At 67.6% G+C, this 18,919-nt stretch carries 15 protein-coding genes and 1 tRNA gene; 9 read left to right on the forward strand and 7 right to left on the reverse strand.

Going from position 1 to position 18,919, the window contains the following annotated elements:
- Positions 1 to 86: 86 nt before the first annotated feature.
- Entirely contained in the window at positions 87 to 914 is an 828-nt protein-coding gene (gene dapF / locus TW83_RS04330) for a diaminopimelate epimerase (protein WP_045981550.1), read from the reverse strand.
- Between the two features lie 95 nt (positions 915 to 1,009).
- On the opposite strand from dapF, the gene TW83_RS04335 reads away from it, so the two are divergent.
- The 7 genes from TW83_RS04335 to TW83_RS04365 all read left to right on the forward strand — a co-directional run bounded on the left by TW83_RS04335 (position 1,010) and on the right by TW83_RS04365 (position 6,938).
- Positions 1,010 to 1,085: transfer RNA gene (locus TW83_RS04335), tRNA-Lys, on the forward strand.
- A 126-nt stretch (positions 1,086 to 1,211) separates the two neighbouring features.
- Positions 1,212 to 2,438, forward strand: a complete 1,227-nt coding sequence (locus tag TW83_RS04340; protein ID WP_045981551.1) for a glutathionylspermidine synthase family protein — start codon at positions 1,212 to 1,214, stop codon at positions 2,436 to 2,438.
- A 19-nt stretch (positions 2,439 to 2,457) separates the two neighbouring features.
- A complete protein-coding gene (locus tag TW83_RS04345; protein WP_045981552.1) occupies positions 2,458 to 3,042 on the forward strand; it encodes a DUF1190 domain-containing protein in 585 nt (194 codons plus the stop codon).
- 185 nt (positions 3,043 to 3,227) lie between these two features.
- Entirely contained in the window at positions 3,228 to 4,133 is a 906-nt protein-coding gene (locus tag TW83_RS04350; protein WP_045981553.1) for an ABC transporter substrate-binding protein, read from the forward strand.
- Complete coding sequence (locus TW83_RS04355; RefSeq protein WP_045981554.1) at positions 4,133 to 5,272, forward strand: ABC transporter permease; 1,140 nt, start codon at positions 4,133 to 4,135, stop codon at positions 5,270 to 5,272. The genes TW83_RS04350 and TW83_RS04355 overlap by 1 nt, the downstream gene beginning before the upstream one ends.
- Positions 5,269 to 6,204: an ABC transporter ATP-binding protein gene (locus tag TW83_RS04360; RefSeq protein ID WP_045981555.1), complete on the forward strand. Its 936-nt coding sequence runs from the start codon at positions 5,269 to 5,271 to the stop codon at positions 6,202 to 6,204. The genes TW83_RS04355 and TW83_RS04360 overlap by 4 nt, the downstream gene beginning before the upstream one ends.
- Complete coding sequence (locus tag TW83_RS04365) at positions 6,201 to 6,938, forward strand: ABC transporter permease (RefSeq protein ID WP_045981556.1); 738 nt, start codon at positions 6,201 to 6,203, stop codon at positions 6,936 to 6,938. Before TW83_RS04360 ends, TW83_RS04365 begins: the two co-directional genes overlap by 4 nt.
- Here the strand turns inward: TW83_RS04365 and TW83_RS04370 are convergent.
- Positions 6,935 to 7,609 (reverse strand): GntR family transcriptional regulator, encoded by a 675-nt coding sequence (locus TW83_RS04370; RefSeq protein ID WP_045981557.1) that lies wholly within the window; start codon positions 7,607 to 7,609, stop codon positions 6,935 to 6,937. The genes TW83_RS04365 and TW83_RS04370 overlap by 4 nt on opposite strands.
- A gap of 130 nt (positions 7,610 to 7,739) precedes the next feature.
- On the opposite strand from TW83_RS04370, the gene TW83_RS04375 reads away from it, so the two are divergent.
- Positions 7,740 to 8,438, forward strand: a complete 699-nt coding sequence (locus tag TW83_RS04375; RefSeq protein ID WP_045981558.1) for an aspartate/glutamate racemase family protein — start codon at positions 7,740 to 7,742, stop codon at positions 8,436 to 8,438.
- A 33-nt stretch (positions 8,439 to 8,471) separates the two neighbouring features.
- A complete protein-coding gene (locus TW83_RS04380; protein WP_045981559.1) occupies positions 8,472 to 9,827 on the forward strand; it encodes an NCS1 family transporter in 1,356 nt (451 codons plus the stop codon).
- A 37-nt stretch (positions 9,828 to 9,864) separates the two neighbouring features.
- Here TW83_RS04380 and TW83_RS04385 read toward each other — a convergent pair whose 3' ends face one another.
- The 5 genes from TW83_RS04385 to glgC are packed head-to-tail and all read right to left on the reverse strand — an operon-like array spanning position 9,865 to position 18,913.
- Complete coding sequence (locus TW83_RS04385) at positions 9,865 to 12,252, reverse strand: glycogen/starch/alpha-glucan phosphorylase (RefSeq protein WP_045981560.1); 2,388 nt, start codon at positions 12,250 to 12,252, stop codon at positions 9,865 to 9,867.
- Positions 12,253 to 12,277: 25 nt separating this feature from the next.
- Positions 12,278 to 14,152, reverse strand: coding sequence for an alpha-amylase family glycosyl hydrolase (locus tag TW83_RS04390; protein ID WP_045981561.1), 1,875 nt, complete (start codon positions 14,150 to 14,152; stop codon positions 12,278 to 12,280).
- Entirely contained in the window at positions 14,149 to 16,233 is a 2,085-nt protein-coding gene (gene glgX, locus TW83_RS04395) for a glycogen debranching protein GlgX (protein WP_045981562.1), read from the reverse strand. The genes TW83_RS04390 and glgX overlap by 4 nt, the downstream gene beginning before the upstream one ends.
- Positions 16,230 to 17,657 carry a glycogen synthase GlgA gene (gene glgA / locus TW83_RS04400; protein WP_045981563.1) on the reverse strand — a complete coding sequence of 476 codons (1,428 nt, stop codon included), beginning with the start codon at positions 17,655 to 17,657 and terminating at the stop codon, positions 16,230 to 16,232. Before glgA ends, glgX begins: the two co-directional genes overlap by 4 nt.
- Positions 17,654 to 18,913, reverse strand: a complete 1,260-nt coding sequence (gene glgC / locus TW83_RS04405; RefSeq protein ID WP_045981564.1) for a glucose-1-phosphate adenylyltransferase — start codon at positions 18,911 to 18,913, stop codon at positions 17,654 to 17,656. Before glgC ends, glgA begins: the two co-directional genes overlap by 4 nt.
- Positions 18,914 to 18,919 lie beyond the last annotated feature (6 nt).

Consider the following 18,919-nt stretch of genomic DNA (forward strand, 5'->3'; position numbering starts at 1 on the left):
CAGGCCCGCGGCCTCGGCCATCTCGCGCATGGCCTCGGTCTCATAGGCGTTCAGGCGGCAGCCCAAGGTGGAAAAGACCGGCGCGCTCATGCCAGCCACGCAGGCGTCAGGCGCCCCTCGAAGACGATGGCGGTCGGCCCCTCCATCCAGACGCCATCCTCGCGCCAGTCGATCAAAAGCTGTCCGCCGGGCACGTCCACCCGGACGCGCCGATCCGTCAGACCGCGCCGTGCCGCGGCCACAACCGCCGCGCAGGAGCACGAGCCCGAGGCCAGCGTCGGCCCCGTCCCGCGTTCCCAGATGCGCAGCCGGATCGCGTCGCGTGACAGGACCTGCACGACCTCCACATTGGTGCGTTCGGGATAAAGCGGGTGATGCTCATGCTCCGGCCCGAAACGGTCCAGATCGACGGCATCGGCGTCATCCACGAAGAAGGTCACATGCGGATTGCCCATGCCGGTCGCTACCGGATCACCCGCGATGGGCAGATGATCTATGTCCACGTCCCGCGCCAAGGGGATCGCGCGCCAGTCCAGGACCGGCGGCCCCATGTTCACACGGGTCAGCCCGCCGCCCGCGTCCTCGGCAAGCAGCATGCCGTGATCGGTCCGCAGGCGCAGCGACGCTGCCCCGGTCTGGTCCATCAGCCAGCGCGCGATGCAGCGCGTCGCATTGCCGCAGGCGGACGACAGCGACCCGTCCGCGTTCCAGAACACCAGACGCGCATCCGCATCACCGCAATTTTCGACCCCGGCCAGCTGGTCGAAGCCCACGCCGCGATGGCGGTCCGCGATGCGCGCGACAAGGCCCGCGTCCGGCCGGGCCAACCCGCCGCGCAGATCCAGTACCACGAAGTCGTTGCCCAGCCCGTGCATCTTGAGGAAGGGCAGCCCGGTCGAATGAGAATGCGTCATGGCCGCGATATAGGCCGCACGGACGGATTCCGCCAGATGGGTTGATTTTTCTGCTTGACGCCACCGGCCACCCCCCCTAGGAACCGCCTCGTGATGGGCCCATAGCTCAGTTGGTAGAGCAACTGACTTTTAATCAGTGGGTCACAGGTTCGAATCCTGTTGGGCTCACCACTGTATCCTCCGATCTGCAGATCACCGGCCGCCCGCGGCGATCGCCGTGGCGGATGCCGGGGATTTCACTCGCGCGCGACATCCGGGGCACTGGTCCTCGCGGCGCGCAGCGACTACATCTTGGGCATGCGCAAGATCACCCTTCCCGAACGCCCCGACCTGGCCGCCAAGGCCGCCGATGTCGGCTTCACCTTCGCCCATATGCATGGCGAGCCCTATTGGGACGAAACCACCGCCTATCAGTTCACGCTGGCCCAGATCGAAGACGACCTGGAAGGCCCCGCGACCGAACTGCACGCGATGGTGCGTCAGGCGGTCGACCGCATCGTGGCCGACCCCGCGCTGATGACGCGCCTGGGCATCCCGCAGGCGCATCACGCGCTGATCGCCGACAGCTGGGCGCGGTCCGAGCCCGCGATCTATGGGCGGATGGATCTGGTCTATGACGGCACCGGTCCGGCCAAGCTGCTGGAATACAACGCCGACACGCCGACCTCGCTGTATGAATCGGCGGCATTCCAGTGGCAGTGGCTGGAGGATCAGTTGGCGGCGGGACACCTGCCCACGGGGGCCGACCAGTTCAACGGCATCCACGAGGCGCTGGTCGAGCGGTTCCGCGAGTTGTTCGCGCCGAACACCGACATCCACTTCACCGCCGTCGCGAACAACGCCGAGGATTACGCCACGGTCGAATCGATGGCCTGGGCCGCGCGCGAGGCCGGGATGGGTGCGCATTACAGCGACCTGGACAAGCTGGCCGTCAGCAAGAAGGGCCAGTTCCTGGACGCCGAGGATCGGGTGATCGGCACGCTGTTCAAGCTGTATCCGTGGGAGGACCTGCTGGCCGACGACTATGCCAGCCATATCGCGGGGTCGGGCTGCATGTTGCTTGAGCCCGCGTGGAAGGCCGTCGTGTCGAACAAGGGCCTGCTGCCCGTCCTGTGGGAGATGTTCGAGGGTCACCCGAACCTGCTGCCCGCCTTCTTCGCCGACGACGTGGCCCCCGCCCTGGTCGAGAACGGCCAGCCCGACCCGTCCGTGGCCCAGGCCTTCGGGCGCGTGGCCGACCAGTTCCGCGCCGCCCACGTGGTCAAGCCGATCTTCTCGCGCGAAGGCGCGGGCGTCGTCATCGTCGAGAACGGCGCGGTCACCGAGGCGTCGGACAACCACGATTACGACGGGCATGCGCGGATCGTGCAGGCCTATCACCCCTTGCCCGAATTCGAGGGTTTCCGCCCGGTCATCGGCGCCTGGATCGTGGGCGACGCCTGCGCCGGCATCGGCATCCGAGAGGATCGCGCCCGCATTACCCAGGACCTGTCGCGCTTCAAGCCGCATTTCATCGCGGGCTGACCCGCCAAGGAGGATTTCCATGAGGACACGTTCACGGACCGTCGCCCTGACCATTCTGGGGGCGGCCGCCTTCACCGTCGCGGGCTGCCGGGACGAACAGGTCGAGGCGCAGGCCTTTCCGGACCTTGCCAGCTGCCAGGCGGCGGCGGTGAATGGCGGCCTGGTGACTGCCGATCAGTGCAGCCAGGCCTTTGCCGAGGCCGAGGCCCTGCATGTCGAGGCCGCGCCCCGCTATGACAGCCTGGCCGTCTGCGAGGAGCAGCACGGTGCCGGCAATTGCGGGTCGGAGGATCAGCAGGTGTCGCAGGGCGGGTCGGGCAGCATCTTCATGCCGCTGCTGGCGGGCTATCTGATCGGCAGCATGCTGGGTCGCGCGGGCGGCGGGATGGCGGCCTCGCAGCCGATGTACCGCAATGCGCAGGGCGGCTTTACCAACGCCGCCGGCACCACCAATTTCGGCAGCAATGCCGGGCGTGCGTCGATGTCGTCGCAGAACTTCACGCGGCCCGCCACGACCGCGGGACAGGCGCCGATGACGCGGGCCACGGCCGCGTCGCGCGGCGGGTTCGGCGGGTCCAGCGCGGGGCGCAGCATCGGCGGCTGAGGCCGGGCCGGCGCGTCCGTGACAGGCGGACGACCGGCATCCGGTGCGGCACGGGTCAGCCCAGGTCCGCCGGATCGCCATGGGCGGGACGACAGGATCCTACCCATCCATGCCGGAACCAAATCGCCGCGCGGGCATTTGCATTGTCGAGCCCAACAATGCCGTCCGCGCGACAGGAGATCCGCATGAAAGCCCTTACCCCCCTTGCAGCGCTGCTGATCGGCCTCGGCGGCGCCGCCGGTGCCCAGGACATCACCGTGTCCTCCAAGATCGACACCGAGGGTGGCCTTCTGGGCAACATGATCCTGCTGGCGCTGCAGGATGCGGGCCTGCCCGTGCAGGATCGCTTGCAGCTGGGCGGCACGCCGATCATGCGCGACGCGATCACCTCGGGGCAGATCGACATCTATCCGGAATACACCGCCAACGGCGCGTTCTTCTTCAACGAGGCCGACAGCGATGTCTGGAAGGATGCCGAAGCGGGCTACAAGCGCGTGGCCGAACTGGACCTGGAACAGAACGACATCGTGTGGCTGCAACCCTCGCCCGCGAACAACACCTGGGCCATCGCCCTGCGCCAGGACGTCGCGACCGAAAACGACCTGCAGACCATGACCCAGATGGGCGAATGGATCGCGGGGGGCGGCGATGTCAAGCTGGCGGCATCGACCGAATTCGTGACTTCGGCCGCGGCGCTTCCGGCGTTCCAGGAGACCTATGGCTTCACCATGAGCCCCGATCAGCTGGTGCAGCTGTCGGGCGGCGACACGGCCGCGACCATCGCAGCGGCGGCGCAGCAGACCTCGGGCGTGAACGCGGCGATGGTCTATGGCACCGATGGCGGCATCGCACCCGCCGGTTTGGTCGTGATGGAGGACGACAAGGGCGTGCAGCCCGTCTATCAGCCCGCTCCGATCATCCGCGCCGAGGTTCTTGAGGCGCATCCGGAGATCCCCGACATCCTGGCGCCGATCTTCTCGTCGCTGGAACTTGAGACCCTGCAGGAGCTGAACGGCCGCATCCAGATCGGCGGTGAACCCGCCGCCACCGTCGCGCGCGACCACCTGACCCAAGCGGGCTTTCTGGACTGATGCGCGCGCGGCTGGACCGGCCCGGCCTGCTGTTCGCGGTGATCGGTCTGGCCGGGTTGGCCCTGCCGCTGGTGCAGTTCAAACCGAACCGCATCGTGCTGGGCGAGGGGTTGTCCCTGACCGCCGCCCTGCCACAGGGACTGATCCTGACCGCGGCCTTGGCCGCGGTGCTGGTTGCAGGCTGCCTGCGCTGGCCGCCCGCGCTGCGCCTTGGGGCTGGTGCGGTGGCGTTGCTGGCGGTGCTGCTGGCCTTGGGCGCGGCGGCGACGCATCTGACTCCGCCCGACAACACCTTGGCCCGCGTCGCGCCATCGGTCGGGTTCTGGCTGATGGCACTGGCGTTCGCCCTGATGCTGGCCGATGCGCTGGCGCGGATGAACCCGGCGCTGTGGCTGCGCTGGCTGATCCTGGTAGGGGCGGTCGTCGCCATCGGCGCGATCCTGGGATCGGGCGCGCTGGACGGGGTGTCCGTCATGCGCGAATACGCCGCGCGTCAGGACATCTTTCTACGCGAGGCGCGGGCGCATCTGACGCTGGCCTTTGGGTCACTGGCGCTGGCGCTGCTGATCGGGCTGCCGCTTGGGGTCGCGCTCTATCAGGCGCGGCGGCTGAGGGGACCGGTTCTGTCGGTGCTGAATATCCTGCAGACGATCCCGTCGCTGGCGCTGTTCGGCGTGATGATCCCCGTCTTCGGCTGGATCGCGGCCAATGTGCCCGGCGCGGCGCAGGCGGGGGTGGCGGGCATCGGCCTGTTCCCGGCGCTGGTCGCGCTGTTTCTCTATTCGCTGCTGCCGGTCGTGTCGAACACGCTGACCGGGCTGACCGGCGTGAACCCCGCCACGCGCGAGGCCGCGATCGGCCTGGGCCTGACGCGGACGCAGCTGCTGGCGCAAGTGCTGATCCCGCTGGCGCTGCCGGTGCTGCTGGCGGCGGTGCGCATCGTGCTGGTCCAGAATATCGGGCTGGCGGTCATTGCCGGGCTGATCGGCGGCGGCGGCTTTGGTACCTTCGTCTTTCAGGGCCTGAACCAGACCGCGATGGATCTGGTCCTGCTGGGCGCCCTGCCCACCATCGCGCTGGCGCTGACCGCTGGCATCGCTCTTGATCTGCTGGTGCGTTCCAGCCGGAGGTCCGCATGATCGACATCCAGAACCTGACCCGAATCTATGACGGCCGCGCCGCGGTCGACGATGTCAGCCTGACGGTCGAACCCGGCCAGATCGCGGCGTTGGTCGGCACCTCGGGGTCGGGCAAGACGACGCTGTTGCGCATGATCAACCGCCTTGTCGAACCCAGCAGCGGTCGCGTGCTGATCGACGGGCAGGACACGCGCGAGGTCGCGCCCCATCTGCTGCGGCGCCGCATCGGCTATGCGATCCAGGGCCACGGGCTGTTCCCGCATCGCACCGTGGGCCAGAACATCGCCACCGTCCCGCGCCTTCTGGGCTGGGACCAGACCGCGATCCGCGACCGGGTGGACGAACTGCTGACGCTGTTCCAGATGGCGCCCGACCAGTTCCGCGACCGCATGCCCCATGAGCTGTCCGGCGGCCAGCAGCAGCGCGTGGGCGTGGCCCGTGCGCTGGCGGCGAAGCCTGACCTGCTGCTGATGGACGAGCCCTTTGGCGCGTTGGACCCGGTGATCCGCGCCAAGGCGCAGGCCGACCTGCGCGACATCCAGCGCCGGCTTGGGACCACGCTGATCCTGGTCACCCACGACATGGAGGAGGCGGTGACCCTGGGCGACCGCATCGCCGTCATGGACAAGGGCCGACTGGTCCAATACGCCCCCCCATCCGAGATCCTGACCGCCCCCGCCACGCCCTTCGTGCGCGACCTGATCGGGCTGGATCAGCGACCCTTCCACCTGCTGTCGCTGACCCCGGCCCATGCCTTGGCGCGCGAGGGCCATGCCGACGGCCCCGCCCTGCCGCGCGAGGCGACCCTGCGCGATGCGCTGGCCGAATGCCTGTGGAGCGGGCGCGACGCCCTGCCGGTCGAGGGCGGCGGCGTCATCACCCTGGCCGCCCTGCGCGCCCAGGCCGCCCCGCAGGCGCGGGCGGCGGAATGATCGGACGCGCCCTGCTGGCCATGGCCGCGGTTCTGCTGCTGGCCTTCCTGATCGCGCCGGGCTGGTTCGCGCCGGTCTTTCAACCCTTCACCCGCAACAATGCGCCCGCGATCTATACCCAGACCCCGCTCTGGTCGCTGACCCTGTCCCATCTGGCGCTGGTCGGGCTGGCGGTCGTCGCATCGACCGTGGTGGCGCTGGTGCTGGCGGTGCTGGTGACGCGGCCCGCGGGGCGCGAGTTCCTGCCACTGGCGCGCACGATCACCAGCGTGGGCCAGACCTTTCCGCCCGTGGCGGTGCTGGCACTGGCCGTGCCGATCATGGGGTTCGGCGCCGGGCCGACCCTGGTGGCACTGTTCCTCTACGGCCTTCTGCCGGTGTTCGAGAACACCCTGGCAGGCCTGACCACCCAGCCTGCCAACGTGGCCGAGGCCGCGCGCGGCATGGGCCTGACCCATCGCCAGCGGCTGTGGCAGGTGGACCTGCCGTTGGCCCTGCCGGTGATCCTGGGGGGGATGCGGCTGACGGCGGTGATCTCGCTTGGCACGGCCACGATCGGCTCGACCGTCGCGGCCCGCACCCTGGGCGAGGTGATCATCGCGGGCCTGCTGTCTTCGAACACGGCCTTCGTCCTGCAGGGCGGGCTGGTCGTCGGCATCATCGCGGTGCTGATCCACGAAGGCTTTCAGGCACTGGAACGGATCGCCGCCCGCCGCACCGGCCTGGACCGCTAGCGCCCCCGCAACGCCGCCGACAGCGCGCCCGTCACCGGCAACGCGTCGTCGAACCGGATCCCCGCCTCGATATGGCGCAGGTGCATATCCAGCAGGGACAGGGCCCGCCGCTCGTCCCGCGCGGCGATGGCCGCGACGATGTTCGCATGCTCATCCTCGGCGCACAGCGTGGCGTGGCCCTGGGCGTACAGGCCGATGATCAGCGACGACCGCATCGTCAGCTCGTCCAGATAGCGGGTCAGCACCGGGTTGCGCCCGATCCGCGCCAACAGGATGTGAAACCCGCGCGACAGGCGGATGGCGGCGGGGCGGTTGTCCTGCCCGCGGGCCGCATCCTCGGCCGCCAGATGCGCCTGCAGGTCGGCCAGGTCCTGCGCGTCGGCCAGCCGGACGGCATTGCGGCAGATCGTCGTCTCGATCGCACGGCGCGCCTGGAAGACGTCGCGCGCATCCTGTGGGGTGGGCGTCGCGACATAGGCGCCGCGATTGGGCAGGTGATCCACGACCTGCCAGCCGGTCAGCATCGACAGCGCACGCCGCACATGGGCGCGGTTGCAGGCAAAGATATCCGACAGCGCCTGTTCGCCCAGCTTGGTCCCCGCGCGCAGCCGCTGATCGGCGATGGCGTCCAGGATGCTGTCCACGATCAGTGTTTCCAAGGGCTTGTCCATGGTTTCCAATTTGCACCTTCCTTGGGCCTTCGCAACATTGTTCCGCCTGGAAAGGCAGCAGAAAAATATGATTATAGATTGTTAACAATTCGTGATAACAATAGGGCGACTCAGGAACACGGAGACGCCAATGAAGCTGGTCGTGATCAACCCCAACTCCACCGCATCGATGACCGACAAGATCCTGGCATCGGCCCGCGCGGTGGCCGCCCCCGGCACCGATGTCGAGGGCCGCACCGCCCATGGCGCCCCCGCCAGCATCGAGGGCCATTTCGACGAGGTGATGTCCGCCGCCCATCTGCTGCGCGAGGTGCAGCAGGCCCAGGCCGAGGGCGCCGACGCCATCGTGGTCGCCTGTTTCGACGATCCCGCCATCGGCGCCTGCCGCGAGGTCGCGACCGGCCCCGTGCTGGGCATCTGCGAGGCGGGCATCAAGGCCGCCAGCATGATCGCCACGTCGTTCTCCATCGTCACCACCCTGCCCCGCTCCGTCCCGGTGATCGAGGAATTGGTGCGCAAGTACGGCCTTGACCACCAGTGCCGTCGCGTCCGGTCGGCGGAAATTCCGGTGCTGGCCCTGGAAGAGCCCGGATCGAATGCACGGCAGCTGGTTCGTGCCGAAATCCTGCGCGCCATCGAGGAGGACCGCTGCGAAGCCGTCGTTCTGGGATGCGCCGGCATGTCCGACCTAACCGAATGGCTGAGCCACGAGACGGGGATTCCCGTCATCGACGGCGTGACCGTTGCCACCAAGTTCGCCGAGGCGCTGGTCGGCGCCGGGCTGCTGACCTCCAAGATCGGGGCCTATGCGCACCCGATCCAAAAATAAGAAATCCGCCATCTCCATACAGGGAGTATCCCCATGACCCATACCGGAACGATCGCCGATCACGCCCCACATGCCCTGGACGACAAAAGACCGGGCGAGGAGAGCCTTGCCCCGCAGACCACCCGCATCATGGACCCTTGGTCCTACCTGTTCGCCTGGCTGGGCGGCTGCGTCAGCATCGGCACCTTCACCGTCGGATCGGGGCTGGTGGGCACGCTGAACCTGATCCAGACGGTCGTGGCCATCGCCATCGGCTGCACGGTCATCGGCCTTGCGCTGATGATCAACGGGCGCGCGGGCCACAAGTACGGCATCCCCTTCATGGTGCAGGCCCGGTCGTCCTTCGGCTTTGCCGGGACGCGGCTGCCCGCGCTGGTGCGATCGGTCCCGGCGATCGTCTGGTACGGCTTTCAAAGCTGGATCGGCGCCGGCGCCCTGAACCTGGTCTCCGAAACGATGTTCGGCTACTCCAACATCTGGGTGTTCTTCATAGGCTTCCAGTTCCTGCAGATCGCCCTGTCGGTGCTGGGTTTCCACGGCATCAAGTGGCTGGAGAACATCGGCGCCGTATTCATCATCGGCGCGCTGATCTACATGTTCTTCAGCGTGATCGGGCAGTATGGCGACCAGATCAGCACCAACCTGATCCAGGCCGAAGGCACCTGGGGCGCGCCGTTCTGGGGGGCCACGATGCTGTTCCTGGGCGTCTATTCCACGATGATGCTGAACGTGTCGGACTATTCGCGCGAATTGCAGCACCGCGTGGGATCGGTGCGGCAGGTGGTGATCTATGCCAACTCGATCCTGCCCGCGACGCTGTTCATGGGGATGATCGGCCTGATGGTGTCCTCGGCCACCGGAGAGGTCGACCCGATCAAGGTCTTCTCCAGCGCGGTGGACAACCCGATCCTGCTGGTGGTGACGCTGTTGTTCATCGCCTTTGCGCAGGTGACGACCAACATCCTGAACAACGTGGTGCCGCCCGCCTATGCGATGATGGACGTGTTCAAGCTGTCGTTCAAATCGGCCGCCGTCATCGTGGGCCTTCTAGCCTTCGCGACCTTCCCCTGGCTGCTGGTACGCGACGAATCCGCGGCGGGGCTGGGCCTGTTTATCCAGACCTACAGCGCCTTCCTGGGGCCGATCTTCGCGATCCTGGTGGTCGACTATTACGTGATCCGCCGCCAGACCCTGAACCTTGACCACCATTACGATGCCGACGGCCCCTATCGCGGCTGGAACCCGGCGGCGGTCATCGCGACCGTGGTGGGCGTGATCGTCGCGCTGATCTTTTCGGGCATCAGCTGGTATGCCAGTCTGATCCCGGCGGGGGTCACATATTGGCTGCTGATGCAGTACCTGCCATCGGCACAGCGCTTCCGCGCCTGACCAAGAAAAAGGCCCCCGGTGACGGGGGCCTTTCGCATCATGCAGGCACGACCGGCACCGCGTGCCAGATGTCGCGCATGTATCCCCGGATCGTCCGGTCGGACGAGAAGAACCCAGACCGCGCGATGTTCAGGGCCGCCATCCGGTCCCAGGCCGCATGATCGGCATAGGCCCGGTCCACCGCCCGCTGCGTCGCGAAATAGCTGTCGAAATCGGACGCGACCAGGAACGGGTCGTCGTTCCAGGTCCGGTCGAGCAGCGTGTAATAGCTGTCGGCCCGGCCGAACTGACCTTCGGCGATCAGCTGCAGGGCGATCTTCATGTCCTCGGACGCCTCGATCGCGGCGCGGGCATGGCCGGGGCGGGCCTTTTCCGCCGCGGCCTCCTCGGCGGTCAGGCCGAACAGGAAGAAGTTCTCGGGGCCCACATGCTCGCGGATCTCGACGTTGGCGCCGTCCAGCGTGCCGATGGTCAGCGCGCCGTTCATGGTGAACTTCATGTTGCCGGTGCCGGACGCCTCCTTGCCCGCGGTGCTGATCTGTTCGGACAGATCGGCGGCGGGGATCAGGTCCTCGGCCATCGAGACGTTGTAGTTCGGCGGATAGGCGATCTGCAGGTATTTTGCCGTGACCGGGTCGTTGTTGATCTTGGCGGCCACGTCGTTGATTAGGTGGATCACCGACTTCGCCAGCCAGTATCCCGGCGCCGCCTTTCCGCCGAAGATCTTGACGCGGGGCGTCCAGTCGCCGTTCGGGCTGTCATGGATGCGCTTCCACAGGGCGATCGCCTCCAGCACGTTCAGCAGCTGGCGCTTGTATTCGTGGATGCGCTTGATCTGGACGTCGAAGATCGCGTCCGGGTCGGCCTTGACGCCCAGCCCTGCCAGCAACCCGTCGGACAGGGCGACCTTGTTGGCGCGCTTGGCGCCCCGCAGATGTTCCAGGAAGGTCGCGTCGCCGGCATGGGTCTCAAGTCCCGCCAGCTGGTCCAGGTCCTTGGTCCAGCCGGTGCCGATGGTGTCGTCCAGAAGCCGCGTCAGCGCCGGGTTCGACATGCGCAGCCAGCGGCGCGGGGTCACGCCGTTGGTCTGGTTCACGATCCGATCTGGGTGCAGCTTGTGCAGGTCGGCAAAGACCGTGTCCTTGACCAGATCGGTGTGCAGCGCGGACACGCCGTTCACGCGGCCCGCCATGATGAAGGCCAGTTCTCCCATGTGGACCTGGTCGCCATGCACGATGCCGATATGGGCGGGGCGGTTGGTGGTCTTGCGGTGATCCTCGTCGATCATCTGGATGATCTGCATGTGCCGGGGCAGCACGCGGCCCATCAGCCAGGTGGACCACCGCTCCAACGCCTCGGGCAGCAGGGTGTGGTTGGTATAGTTCAGCGTCCGCCGCGCCAGGTCCTGCGCGCGGTCGAAGGCCAGGCCATGCACGTCCATCAGCAGGCGGATCAGCTCGGGCCCGGCGATGGCGGGGTGGGTGTCGTTCAGCTGGATCGCGACCTTGTCTGGCAGGATCTCCAGGTCGCCATGTTCGGCAAGGAACCGTGCCAGGATGTCCTGCAACGCGGCCGAGGTCAGGAAATATTCCTGCTTCAGCCGCAATTCCTTGCCCGATTCCGTGGTGTCATCGGGGTAAAGAACGCGCGACAGCGTGCGGGCAAGCGCCTCGGGTTCGGCTGCGGCCGTGTGATCGCCCGCGTTGAAGCGCTTGAGGTCCAGCAGCGTCGTCGGATGCGCCCCCCACAGCCGCAGCGTGTTGGCCCAGTCCCCGCCCCAGCCGATGACCGGCGTGTCATAGGCACGCGCCACGACGCTTTCGCCCGGATGCCAGACGGCATGGCCGTCGACCGTGTCGACATGACCCTTGAACCCGATCTCGTAGCTGTAGTTGATGCGCACGAATTCCCACGGATGCGGCTGGTTCAGCCAATCCTCGGGGGTCTCGACCTGCTGGCCGCCCTCGAAGCGCTGGCGGAACAGGCCATGCTCATAGCGGATGCCATAGCCGAAGGCCGGGCAGGACAGCGACGACAGCGATTCCATGAAACACGCCGCCAAACGCCCCAACCCGCCGTTGCCCAAGGCCGCGTCGGGTTCGTCGTCCAGGATCACCTGCTCGTCCAGACCCAGCAGGGTCAGCGCCTCGCCCATGGCGGGCTCCAGGTTCAGGTTGATGATCGCATCGCCCAGGATGCGGCCGATCAGGAATTCCATCGACAGGTAATAGACCCGCTTGGCGCCCTGGTCGCGGGCGGCACGGATGGCGCCGACCCAGGGGCCGACCATCAGGTCGCGCACCGTATAGCTGACGGCAAGGCGCCAATCGAAAACGGTTGCGAATTCCGGGCCGCGGCCCTGGGTGTGGGTCAGATGATGCAGGATCTGATCGCGCAGATCCTGTGCCGACAGGGATTGGGTCACATTCCGCCTCTTGCGCAGGGAAAAATCAGGACAACCAGACGCGGCCGTAGGGTGGCAATGCCAGCATGTCGTCATGCAGCGTCACCGTCGCGTCCGACAGAATGTCGCGCATGTCCGTCACGCCTTGAAAGCGCAACCAGTCGCCGCTGACCTGTTGCCAGCTTTCCGTGAAGTTGAAAAGACACAGAATGCCGCCCTGGGGCGCGCTGCGTGCGAATGCCAGCAGCGCGGCGTTGCCGCAGTCCAGAATTTCGGTCGGATGCCCGCCATGCAGGCGGTCGCAGGACCGGCGCGCGGCCAGGATGGCGCGGGTGCCGTGCAGGACGCGGCCCTCGGGCGTGGCGGGGTCGGCGCTTGCGCGGGCGGCGCGGTCCCAGTCCATGGCGGGGCGGTTGATCCAGCGGCTGTCATGGGCATGCTCGGGCACGTCCAGATAGCCGTGATCGTTCACCATCGCCAGTTCGTCCCCCATGTAGATCAGGGGGATGCCGCCGAAGGACGCGATCAGCGCATGGCCCAGCAGGATGCGGTCCACGGCCCGGTCGACCGCCAGCGGATCGCCCGCGGCCAGACCGGCCTCCAGCCCAGCCAACGCGGCAAAGCTGCCGGCAATGCGCTTGTCGCCGGTCTCGGGGTTCTGCTGGAACAGCACGCCGCGGGCGAAGCTGCCCGGATAGCTGCCGTCATAGAAATCCGACAGGAAGGCGCGATGCGCCGCCCCCGACAGGCCCAGGGCGCCCGCGTCCTCGTCCGTGATCGCCCATCCGATGTCGTCATGACAGCGGATATAGGTCGCATAGGTCGCGTTGGTCAGCACCGGCGGGAAATGCGTGCGCAGCACATGCGTCATCAGCCGCGTGTCGCGCGTGGCCAGGGCCGACCAGTACTGGACCATCAGGCTGTTGTGATAGCAGAGGTTCCCCTCGCGCCCGTCATGTTCGCCGCGCCCGAAATAGGTCAGCATCTCGGCCGGGCCGACGATGGCCTCCTCCAGGTGGATCACCGCGCTGGCCGCGATCCGGGTGCAGGCGCGCAAGGCGCGCAGGATCAGGTGGACTTCGGGCTGGGACTGGCAGGTGGTGCCCATGCGCTTCCACATGAAGGCCACCGCGTCCAGGCGCAGAACATCGACGCCCTTGTTGGCCAGGTTCAGCATGATCCGCACAATCTCCAGGAACACCCGCGGGTTGGCCCAGTTCAGGTCCCATTGATGGGCGTTGAACGTGGTCCAGACCCATTTGCCGAATTCGGGGTGATGGGTGAAGCTGCCCGGCGCGGTCTCGGGAAAGATCTCGATCAGCGACGCCTCATAGGCGCGGGGCAGCGTGTCGTCGTCGAACATCAGGTACATATCCTGATAGTCGGGATCACCCGCCGCCGCGCGCCGCGCCCATTCGTGTTCCTGCGCGGTGTGGTTCAGCACCAGATCGACACACAGCGACATGCCCCGTTCGCGCAAGCTGCCCGCCAGCCGCGTCAGGTCGGCCATGCGGCCGAAGGCCGGGTTGATCTGGCGATAGTCCATCACCGAATAGCCGCCGTCGCTGTCGCCCGGGCGCGGCATTAGGCAGGGCATCAGGTGGACATAGCTGATGCCCAGATCGCGCAGGTAATCCAGCCGGCCATGCACCCCGGACAGCGTCCCCGCAAAGCGGTCGATGTAGAAGACATAGCCCGCCATGCCAGACCGCTGGAACCAGTCGGGCTCCAGGTCGCGCATCAGGTCCAGGCGCTTCAGGTCGGCGGGGCGCGCGGCCCAGCCCTCGCGCAGCGCGGCCTCCAGCTCGGCGCAGAAGGCGTCGTAATCGGGGCGATCGCCGTACAGGCGTTCCAGCATGGGCCACAGGTCGGGCGCGCTGCGCGCGAGGCGCATATCGAAGATCGAGGGGGCTTGGGTCATGATACGCTCGGGGTGGTCAGCACGAAGGCCGCGACGCTGTCGGCGGCGATGGGTTCAACGTCCTGGGCAGGCAGGTCCGGGTCGTCGTCGCGCGCGCTGTCCAAGCGGCGGCGCCAGCGGCCGTCGGGCGCGTCGGGCAGGCGGACCTCCGCCTCGGGGCCGTTGTTGAAGACCAGGAACACCGCCCCCGGCAGGGCCGCATAGGCGGGCGTGCCCGATGCCATGCGCATCTCGGCCGCCAGCAGGCGGCGTTGGGGGTCGTTCCAGTCGTCGGGCGTCATCGGCGCGCCATCGGCCCGGCGCCAGAACAGGTCGGGCAACCCGTCCTGTTCGCGCGGCTGGCTGTGCAGGAACCGCTTCTGCCGCAGGATCGGATGCGCGCGCCGGAACGCGATGACGCGGCGCACGAAGTCCAGGAAGGCCGGGTCCGCGCCGTCCCAGTCAACCCAGCCCGTCGGGTTGTCCTGGGCATAGGCGTTGTTGTTGCCGCCCTGGCTGTTTCCCAACTCGTCGCCGGCCAGCAGCATGGGCGTGCCTTGGGACAGCATCAGCGTGGCGATCAGGTTGCGGCGGCGGCGGTCGCGCGCGGCGGTGATTGCGGGATCGTCGGTCGGGCCTTCGGCGCCCATGTTGTCGGACAGGTTGTGGTTGTGGCCGTCGCGGTTCTCCTCGCCGTTGGCCTCGTTGTGCTTGTCGTTGAAGCTGACCGTGTCCATCAGCGTGAAGCCGTCATGGGCGGCCACGAAATTCACCGAACTGGTCGCGGGGCGACCGTCATGGTCGAACCGCGCGGCCGATCCCGCCACCCGCTTGGCCAGCTTGCCGATCAGGCCCTGATCGCCCCGCCAGAACCCGCGGATCTGGTCGCGATAGCGGTCGTTCCATTCGGCAAAAGGCGCGGGATAGGCGCCCAGCTGATAGCCCCCCGACCCGATGTCCCAAGGTTCCGCGATCAGCTTGACGCGGTTCAGCACCGGATCCTGGCGGATGGCACGAAACAGCGGCGCGTCGCGGTCGAACACGCCGCGCGTGCGCCCCAGCACGGATGCCAGGTCGAAGCGGAACCCGTCCACATGCATCACCTCGACCCAGTAGCGCAGCGAATCCATGACCAGCCGCAGCGTGAAGGGGCTGTCCAGGTTCAGCACGTTGCCGGTGCCCGCATCGTTGACATAGAACCGCCGATCCTCGGCCAGGCGGTAATAGGACGCGTTGTCCAGCCCGCGGAACGACAGGGTCGGGCCCAATTCGTTCCCTTCGGCGGTGTGGTTGTAGACGACGTCCAGGATCACCTCGATCCCGGCCTTGTGGAACCGTGCGACCATCTGCTGGAATTCGGCGATGTCGCCCGTCTGCATGTAGCGCGGTTCCGGCGCGAAGAACCCATAGGACATGTAGCCCCAGAAATTCGTCAGCTTCCTGTCGGTCAGAAAGCGGTCGTCGGCAAAGGCATGGACGGGCAGCAGCTCGATCGCGGTGACGCCAAGCCGCGTCAGGTGATCCAGGACGGGTTCGGACGCCATCGCCAGATAGCTGCCGCGATGCCCGATATCGGTGCGCCCCGCGGTCAGTCCCTTGACATGCGCCTCATAGATCACCGTCTCCGACAGGGGACGGTGCAGGGCACGGTCGTCGCCCCAGGCGAAGCTGGGGTCCACGACCACCGACTTTGGCATGTGCTGCGCGCTGTCGCGGCGGTCGAAGGACAGGTCGGCATCGTGATGCCCGACCCGGTATCCCATCAACGCGTCATGCGCGGCGGGCCGTCCCGTCAGCCGCTTGGCATAGGGATCGATCAACAGCTTGCGCGCGTTGAAGCGATGCCCTTCGTGGGGGCGATAGGGGCCGTGCATCCGAAAGCCGTATTTCTGGCCGGGGCGCAGCCCCTCGACATGGCCGTGCCAGACATGGCCCTCGCGTTCGGGCAGATCGACCCGCGTCTCTCGGTTGCGTTCGTCGAACAGGCACAGCACGGCGCGTTCGGCATGCTGAGAGAACACCGCAAAGTTCACCCCCGCGCCGTCGAAGGTCGCACCCAGGGGCGTGGGGCGCCCTGCGGTCATCGCGATGGTCTGGGTCATGACGGATGGGTCAGCCTTGCATAGAGATCGGCATAGGCACGGGCCGACTGCCCCCACCCGACGGGATGGGCCATGGCGTTGGCCTGCATCCGGGACCAGGTGTCCCGGTCCGCGTAGAGGGTCGCCAGCCGCATCAGCGCCCCGCGCAGCGCCACCGCCGTGACGGGCGCGAACTGGATGCCCGTGGCCACCCCGCGCACCAGCCCCGCGGGCGAGGCGTTGATGACCGTGTCGGCCAGCCCGCCGGTCAGCGCGACGACCGGGATGGTGCCATAGCGCAGTCCGTACATCTGCGTCAGCCCGCAGGGTTCGAACCGCGACGGCACCAGGATCGCATCCCCCCCGGCGATCAACCGATGAGAGAACGCCTCGTCATAGCCGATGCGCACGGCCACGTTGGGGTCCGCCGCCGCCTGCCGGAACGCCTGTTCCAGGCCCGGATCGCCCGACCCCAGGACCGCCAGCTGACCGCCCGCCGCCATCAGCGCGGGCAGCGTCTCCAGCACCAGGTCCAAACCCTTCTGATGGGTCATCCGCGACACGATCACGCAAAGCGGCCCCTCCGCCTGCGGCAGGCCCAGCTCCGCCTGCAACGCGGCCTTGGCGGCGGCCTTGCCCGCCGGGTCGGCGAAAGGAACGATGGCCGGGTCGGTCGCGGGGTCCCAGGCCTGTTCGTCGATGCCGTTCAGGATGCCGGTCAGGGCGGCCTGCCGGTGGCGCATGACCCCGTCCAGGCCCATGCCGAAATCCGGCGTCATCAATTCGTCCGCATAGCTGGGCGACACGGTGGTCAGCGCGTCCGCGCCCATCAGCCCGGCCTTGAGCGCCGAGATGCCGCCCCAGAACTCGTATCCCTCGCTGTAGAACCGCGCGGGGTCCAGGCGCAGCGAATGCAGCCGCCCCGGATCGGTCGACCCGGTGAAGGCGATGTTGTGGATGGTCAGCACCGTCCGCACATCGGCCCCGCCCATGCGCGGCAGGTATTCGGTCATGAAACCCGCCTGCCAGTCGTGACCGTGCAGCACCTGGGGGCGCCAGCCGCCCGCGCCATGGGCCGCGACATGCGCGCCCACCCAGGACAGCGCGGCAAAGCGTTCCGGGTTGTCCGGCCAGTCGCGCCCGTCGGGGCCCAGATAGGGGTTGCCGGGACGGCCATACAGATGGGGTGCGTCGATCACCAGCAGGTCCAGCCCCGCGCCCCGCCCCTGCAGCAGGACCGCGGGCCCGCCGAACAGGTCGTCGAAGGCATGGACGGCCTCGGCTTCCTGCAGTGCGGCCATCACTGCGGGATAGCCGGGGACCAGGCTGCGCATGTGGACGCCCACGCCTGCCAGGGCGGCGGGCAGCGCGCCTGTGACGTCGGCAAGCCCCCCGGTCTTGACCAGAGGGGCGATCTCGGAGGCGACCGACAGCACCCGCATCACAGGGATGCCGCCCTTCGGTCCAGCATGTCCTGGGTGATCAGGGTCACGCCGCCCTCGCTGACGCGGAACCAGCGGGCATCGGCATCGGGGTCCTCTCCGACGATCAGGCCCTCGGGAATGACCACGCGGCTGTCGATGACGACGTTGCGCAGCCGGGCGTGGCGGTTCACCGTCACGTAGGGCAGCACCACCGCGTGATCCAGGACCGCATAGCTGTTCGTGTGCACCTCGGTGAACAGCAGCGAATTGCGCACCTCGGTCCCCGAGATGATGCAGCCCCCGGACACCATCGACGACACGGCAAGGCCGCGGCGGTCGGTCTCGTCATGGATGAACTTGGCGGGCGGCACGCTTTCGGAATAGGTCCAGATCGGCCAGTCGCGGTCCCACAGGTTCAGGTCCGGGGTAAAGTCGGTCAGCGCGATGTTGGCCTGCCAGAAGGCGTCGACCGTGCCCACGTCCTTCCAATAGGCCGGCGCATGCGCCTCGCGCACGCAGGACGTGTCGAACCGATGCGCCATCGCCTTGCCGTTCTTGACGATGTCGGGGATCAGGTCGGTGCCGAAATCATGGCTGGAATTGGGGTCCTGCGCATCGCGCAGCAGCAGGTCGCGCAGGAAGGCCCAGTTGAAGACATAGATGCCCATCGACGCCAGCGCCTTGTCCGGCTCGCCCGGCATGGCGGGCGGATCGGCGGGCTTCTCCAGGAAGGACACGATCCGGCCCGTGGCGTCCACGTCCATCACGCCAAAGGCCGTGGCCTCCATCCGGGGCACGGTCAGGCAGCCCACGGTGACGTCCGCACCGCTTTCGACATGCTCGCGCAGCATGATCTCGTAGTCCATCTTGTAGATGTGGTCGCCCGCAAGGATGACGATGTAGTCGACGTCGTAATCGTCCACGATGTCGATGTTCTGGGTGACCGCATCGGCCGTGCCGCGGTACCAATGGTCCTCGGACGTGCGCTGGCTGGCGGGCAGGATGTCCAGGAACTCGTTGCGTTCGGCCCGGAAGAAGTTCCAGCCGCGCTGGCAATGCCGGATCAGGCTGTGGGCCTTGTACTGCGTGGCGATGGCGATCTTGCGGATGCCGGAATTCATCGCGTTCGACAGGGCAAAGTCGATGATGCGGGTCTTGCCGCCGAAATAGACGGCGGGCTTGACGCGCCGGTCGGTCAGTTCCTTCAGGCGACTGCCCCGGCCCCCCGCCAGCACGAATGCCATCGCCCGGCGCGTCAGCCGTTGCGTTTCCACCATGGTCCT

It is taken from the genome of Paracoccus sp. S4493 (assembly GCF_000967735.1).
GTDB classification, from domain to species: domain Bacteria; phylum Pseudomonadota; class Alphaproteobacteria; order Rhodobacterales; family Rhodobacteraceae; genus Paracoccus; species Paracoccus marcusii.

Excerpts from the sequence above, each read along its gene's own strand:
- dapF (WP_045981550.1), bottom strand. The coding sequence starts at position 914 with ATGACGCATTCTCATTCGACCGGGCTGCCCTTCCTCAAGATGCACGGG.
- TW83_RS04340 (WP_045981551.1), top strand. The coding sequence starts at position 1,212 with ATGCGCAAGATCACCCTTCCCGAACGCCCCGACCTGGCCGCCAAGGCC.
- TW83_RS04345 (WP_045981552.1), top strand. The coding sequence starts at position 2,458 with ATGAGGACACGTTCACGGACCGTCGCCCTGACCATTCTGGGGGCGGCC.
- TW83_RS04350 (WP_045981553.1), top strand. The coding sequence starts at position 3,228 with ATGAAAGCCCTTACCCCCCTTGCAGCGCTGCTGATCGGCCTCGGCGGC.
- TW83_RS04355 (WP_045981554.1), top strand. The coding sequence starts at position 4,133 with ATGCGCGCGCGGCTGGACCGGCCCGGCCTGCTGTTCGCGGTGATCGGT.
- TW83_RS04360 (WP_045981555.1), top strand. The coding sequence starts at position 5,269 with ATGATCGACATCCAGAACCTGACCCGAATCTATGACGGCCGCGCCGCG.
- TW83_RS04365 (WP_045981556.1), top strand. The coding sequence starts at position 6,201 with ATGATCGGACGCGCCCTGCTGGCCATGGCCGCGGTTCTGCTGCTGGCC.
- TW83_RS04370 (WP_045981557.1), bottom strand. The coding sequence starts at position 7,609 with ATGGACAAGCCCTTGGAAACACTGATCGTGGACAGCATCCTGGACGCC.
- TW83_RS04375 (WP_045981558.1), top strand. The coding sequence starts at position 7,740 with ATGAAGCTGGTCGTGATCAACCCCAACTCCACCGCATCGATGACCGAC.
- TW83_RS04380 (WP_045981559.1), top strand. The coding sequence starts at position 8,472 with ATGACCCATACCGGAACGATCGCCGATCACGCCCCACATGCCCTGGAC.
- TW83_RS04390 (WP_045981561.1), bottom strand. The coding sequence starts at position 14,152 with ATGACCCAAGCCCCCTCGATCTTCGATATGCGCCTCGCGCGCAGCGCG.
- glgX (WP_045981562.1), bottom strand. The coding sequence starts at position 16,233 with ATGACCCAGACCATCGCGATGACCGCAGGGCGCCCCACGCCCCTGGGT.
- glgC (WP_045981564.1), bottom strand. The coding sequence starts at position 18,913 with ATGGTGGAAACGCAACGGCTGACGCGCCGGGCGATGGCATTCGTGCTG.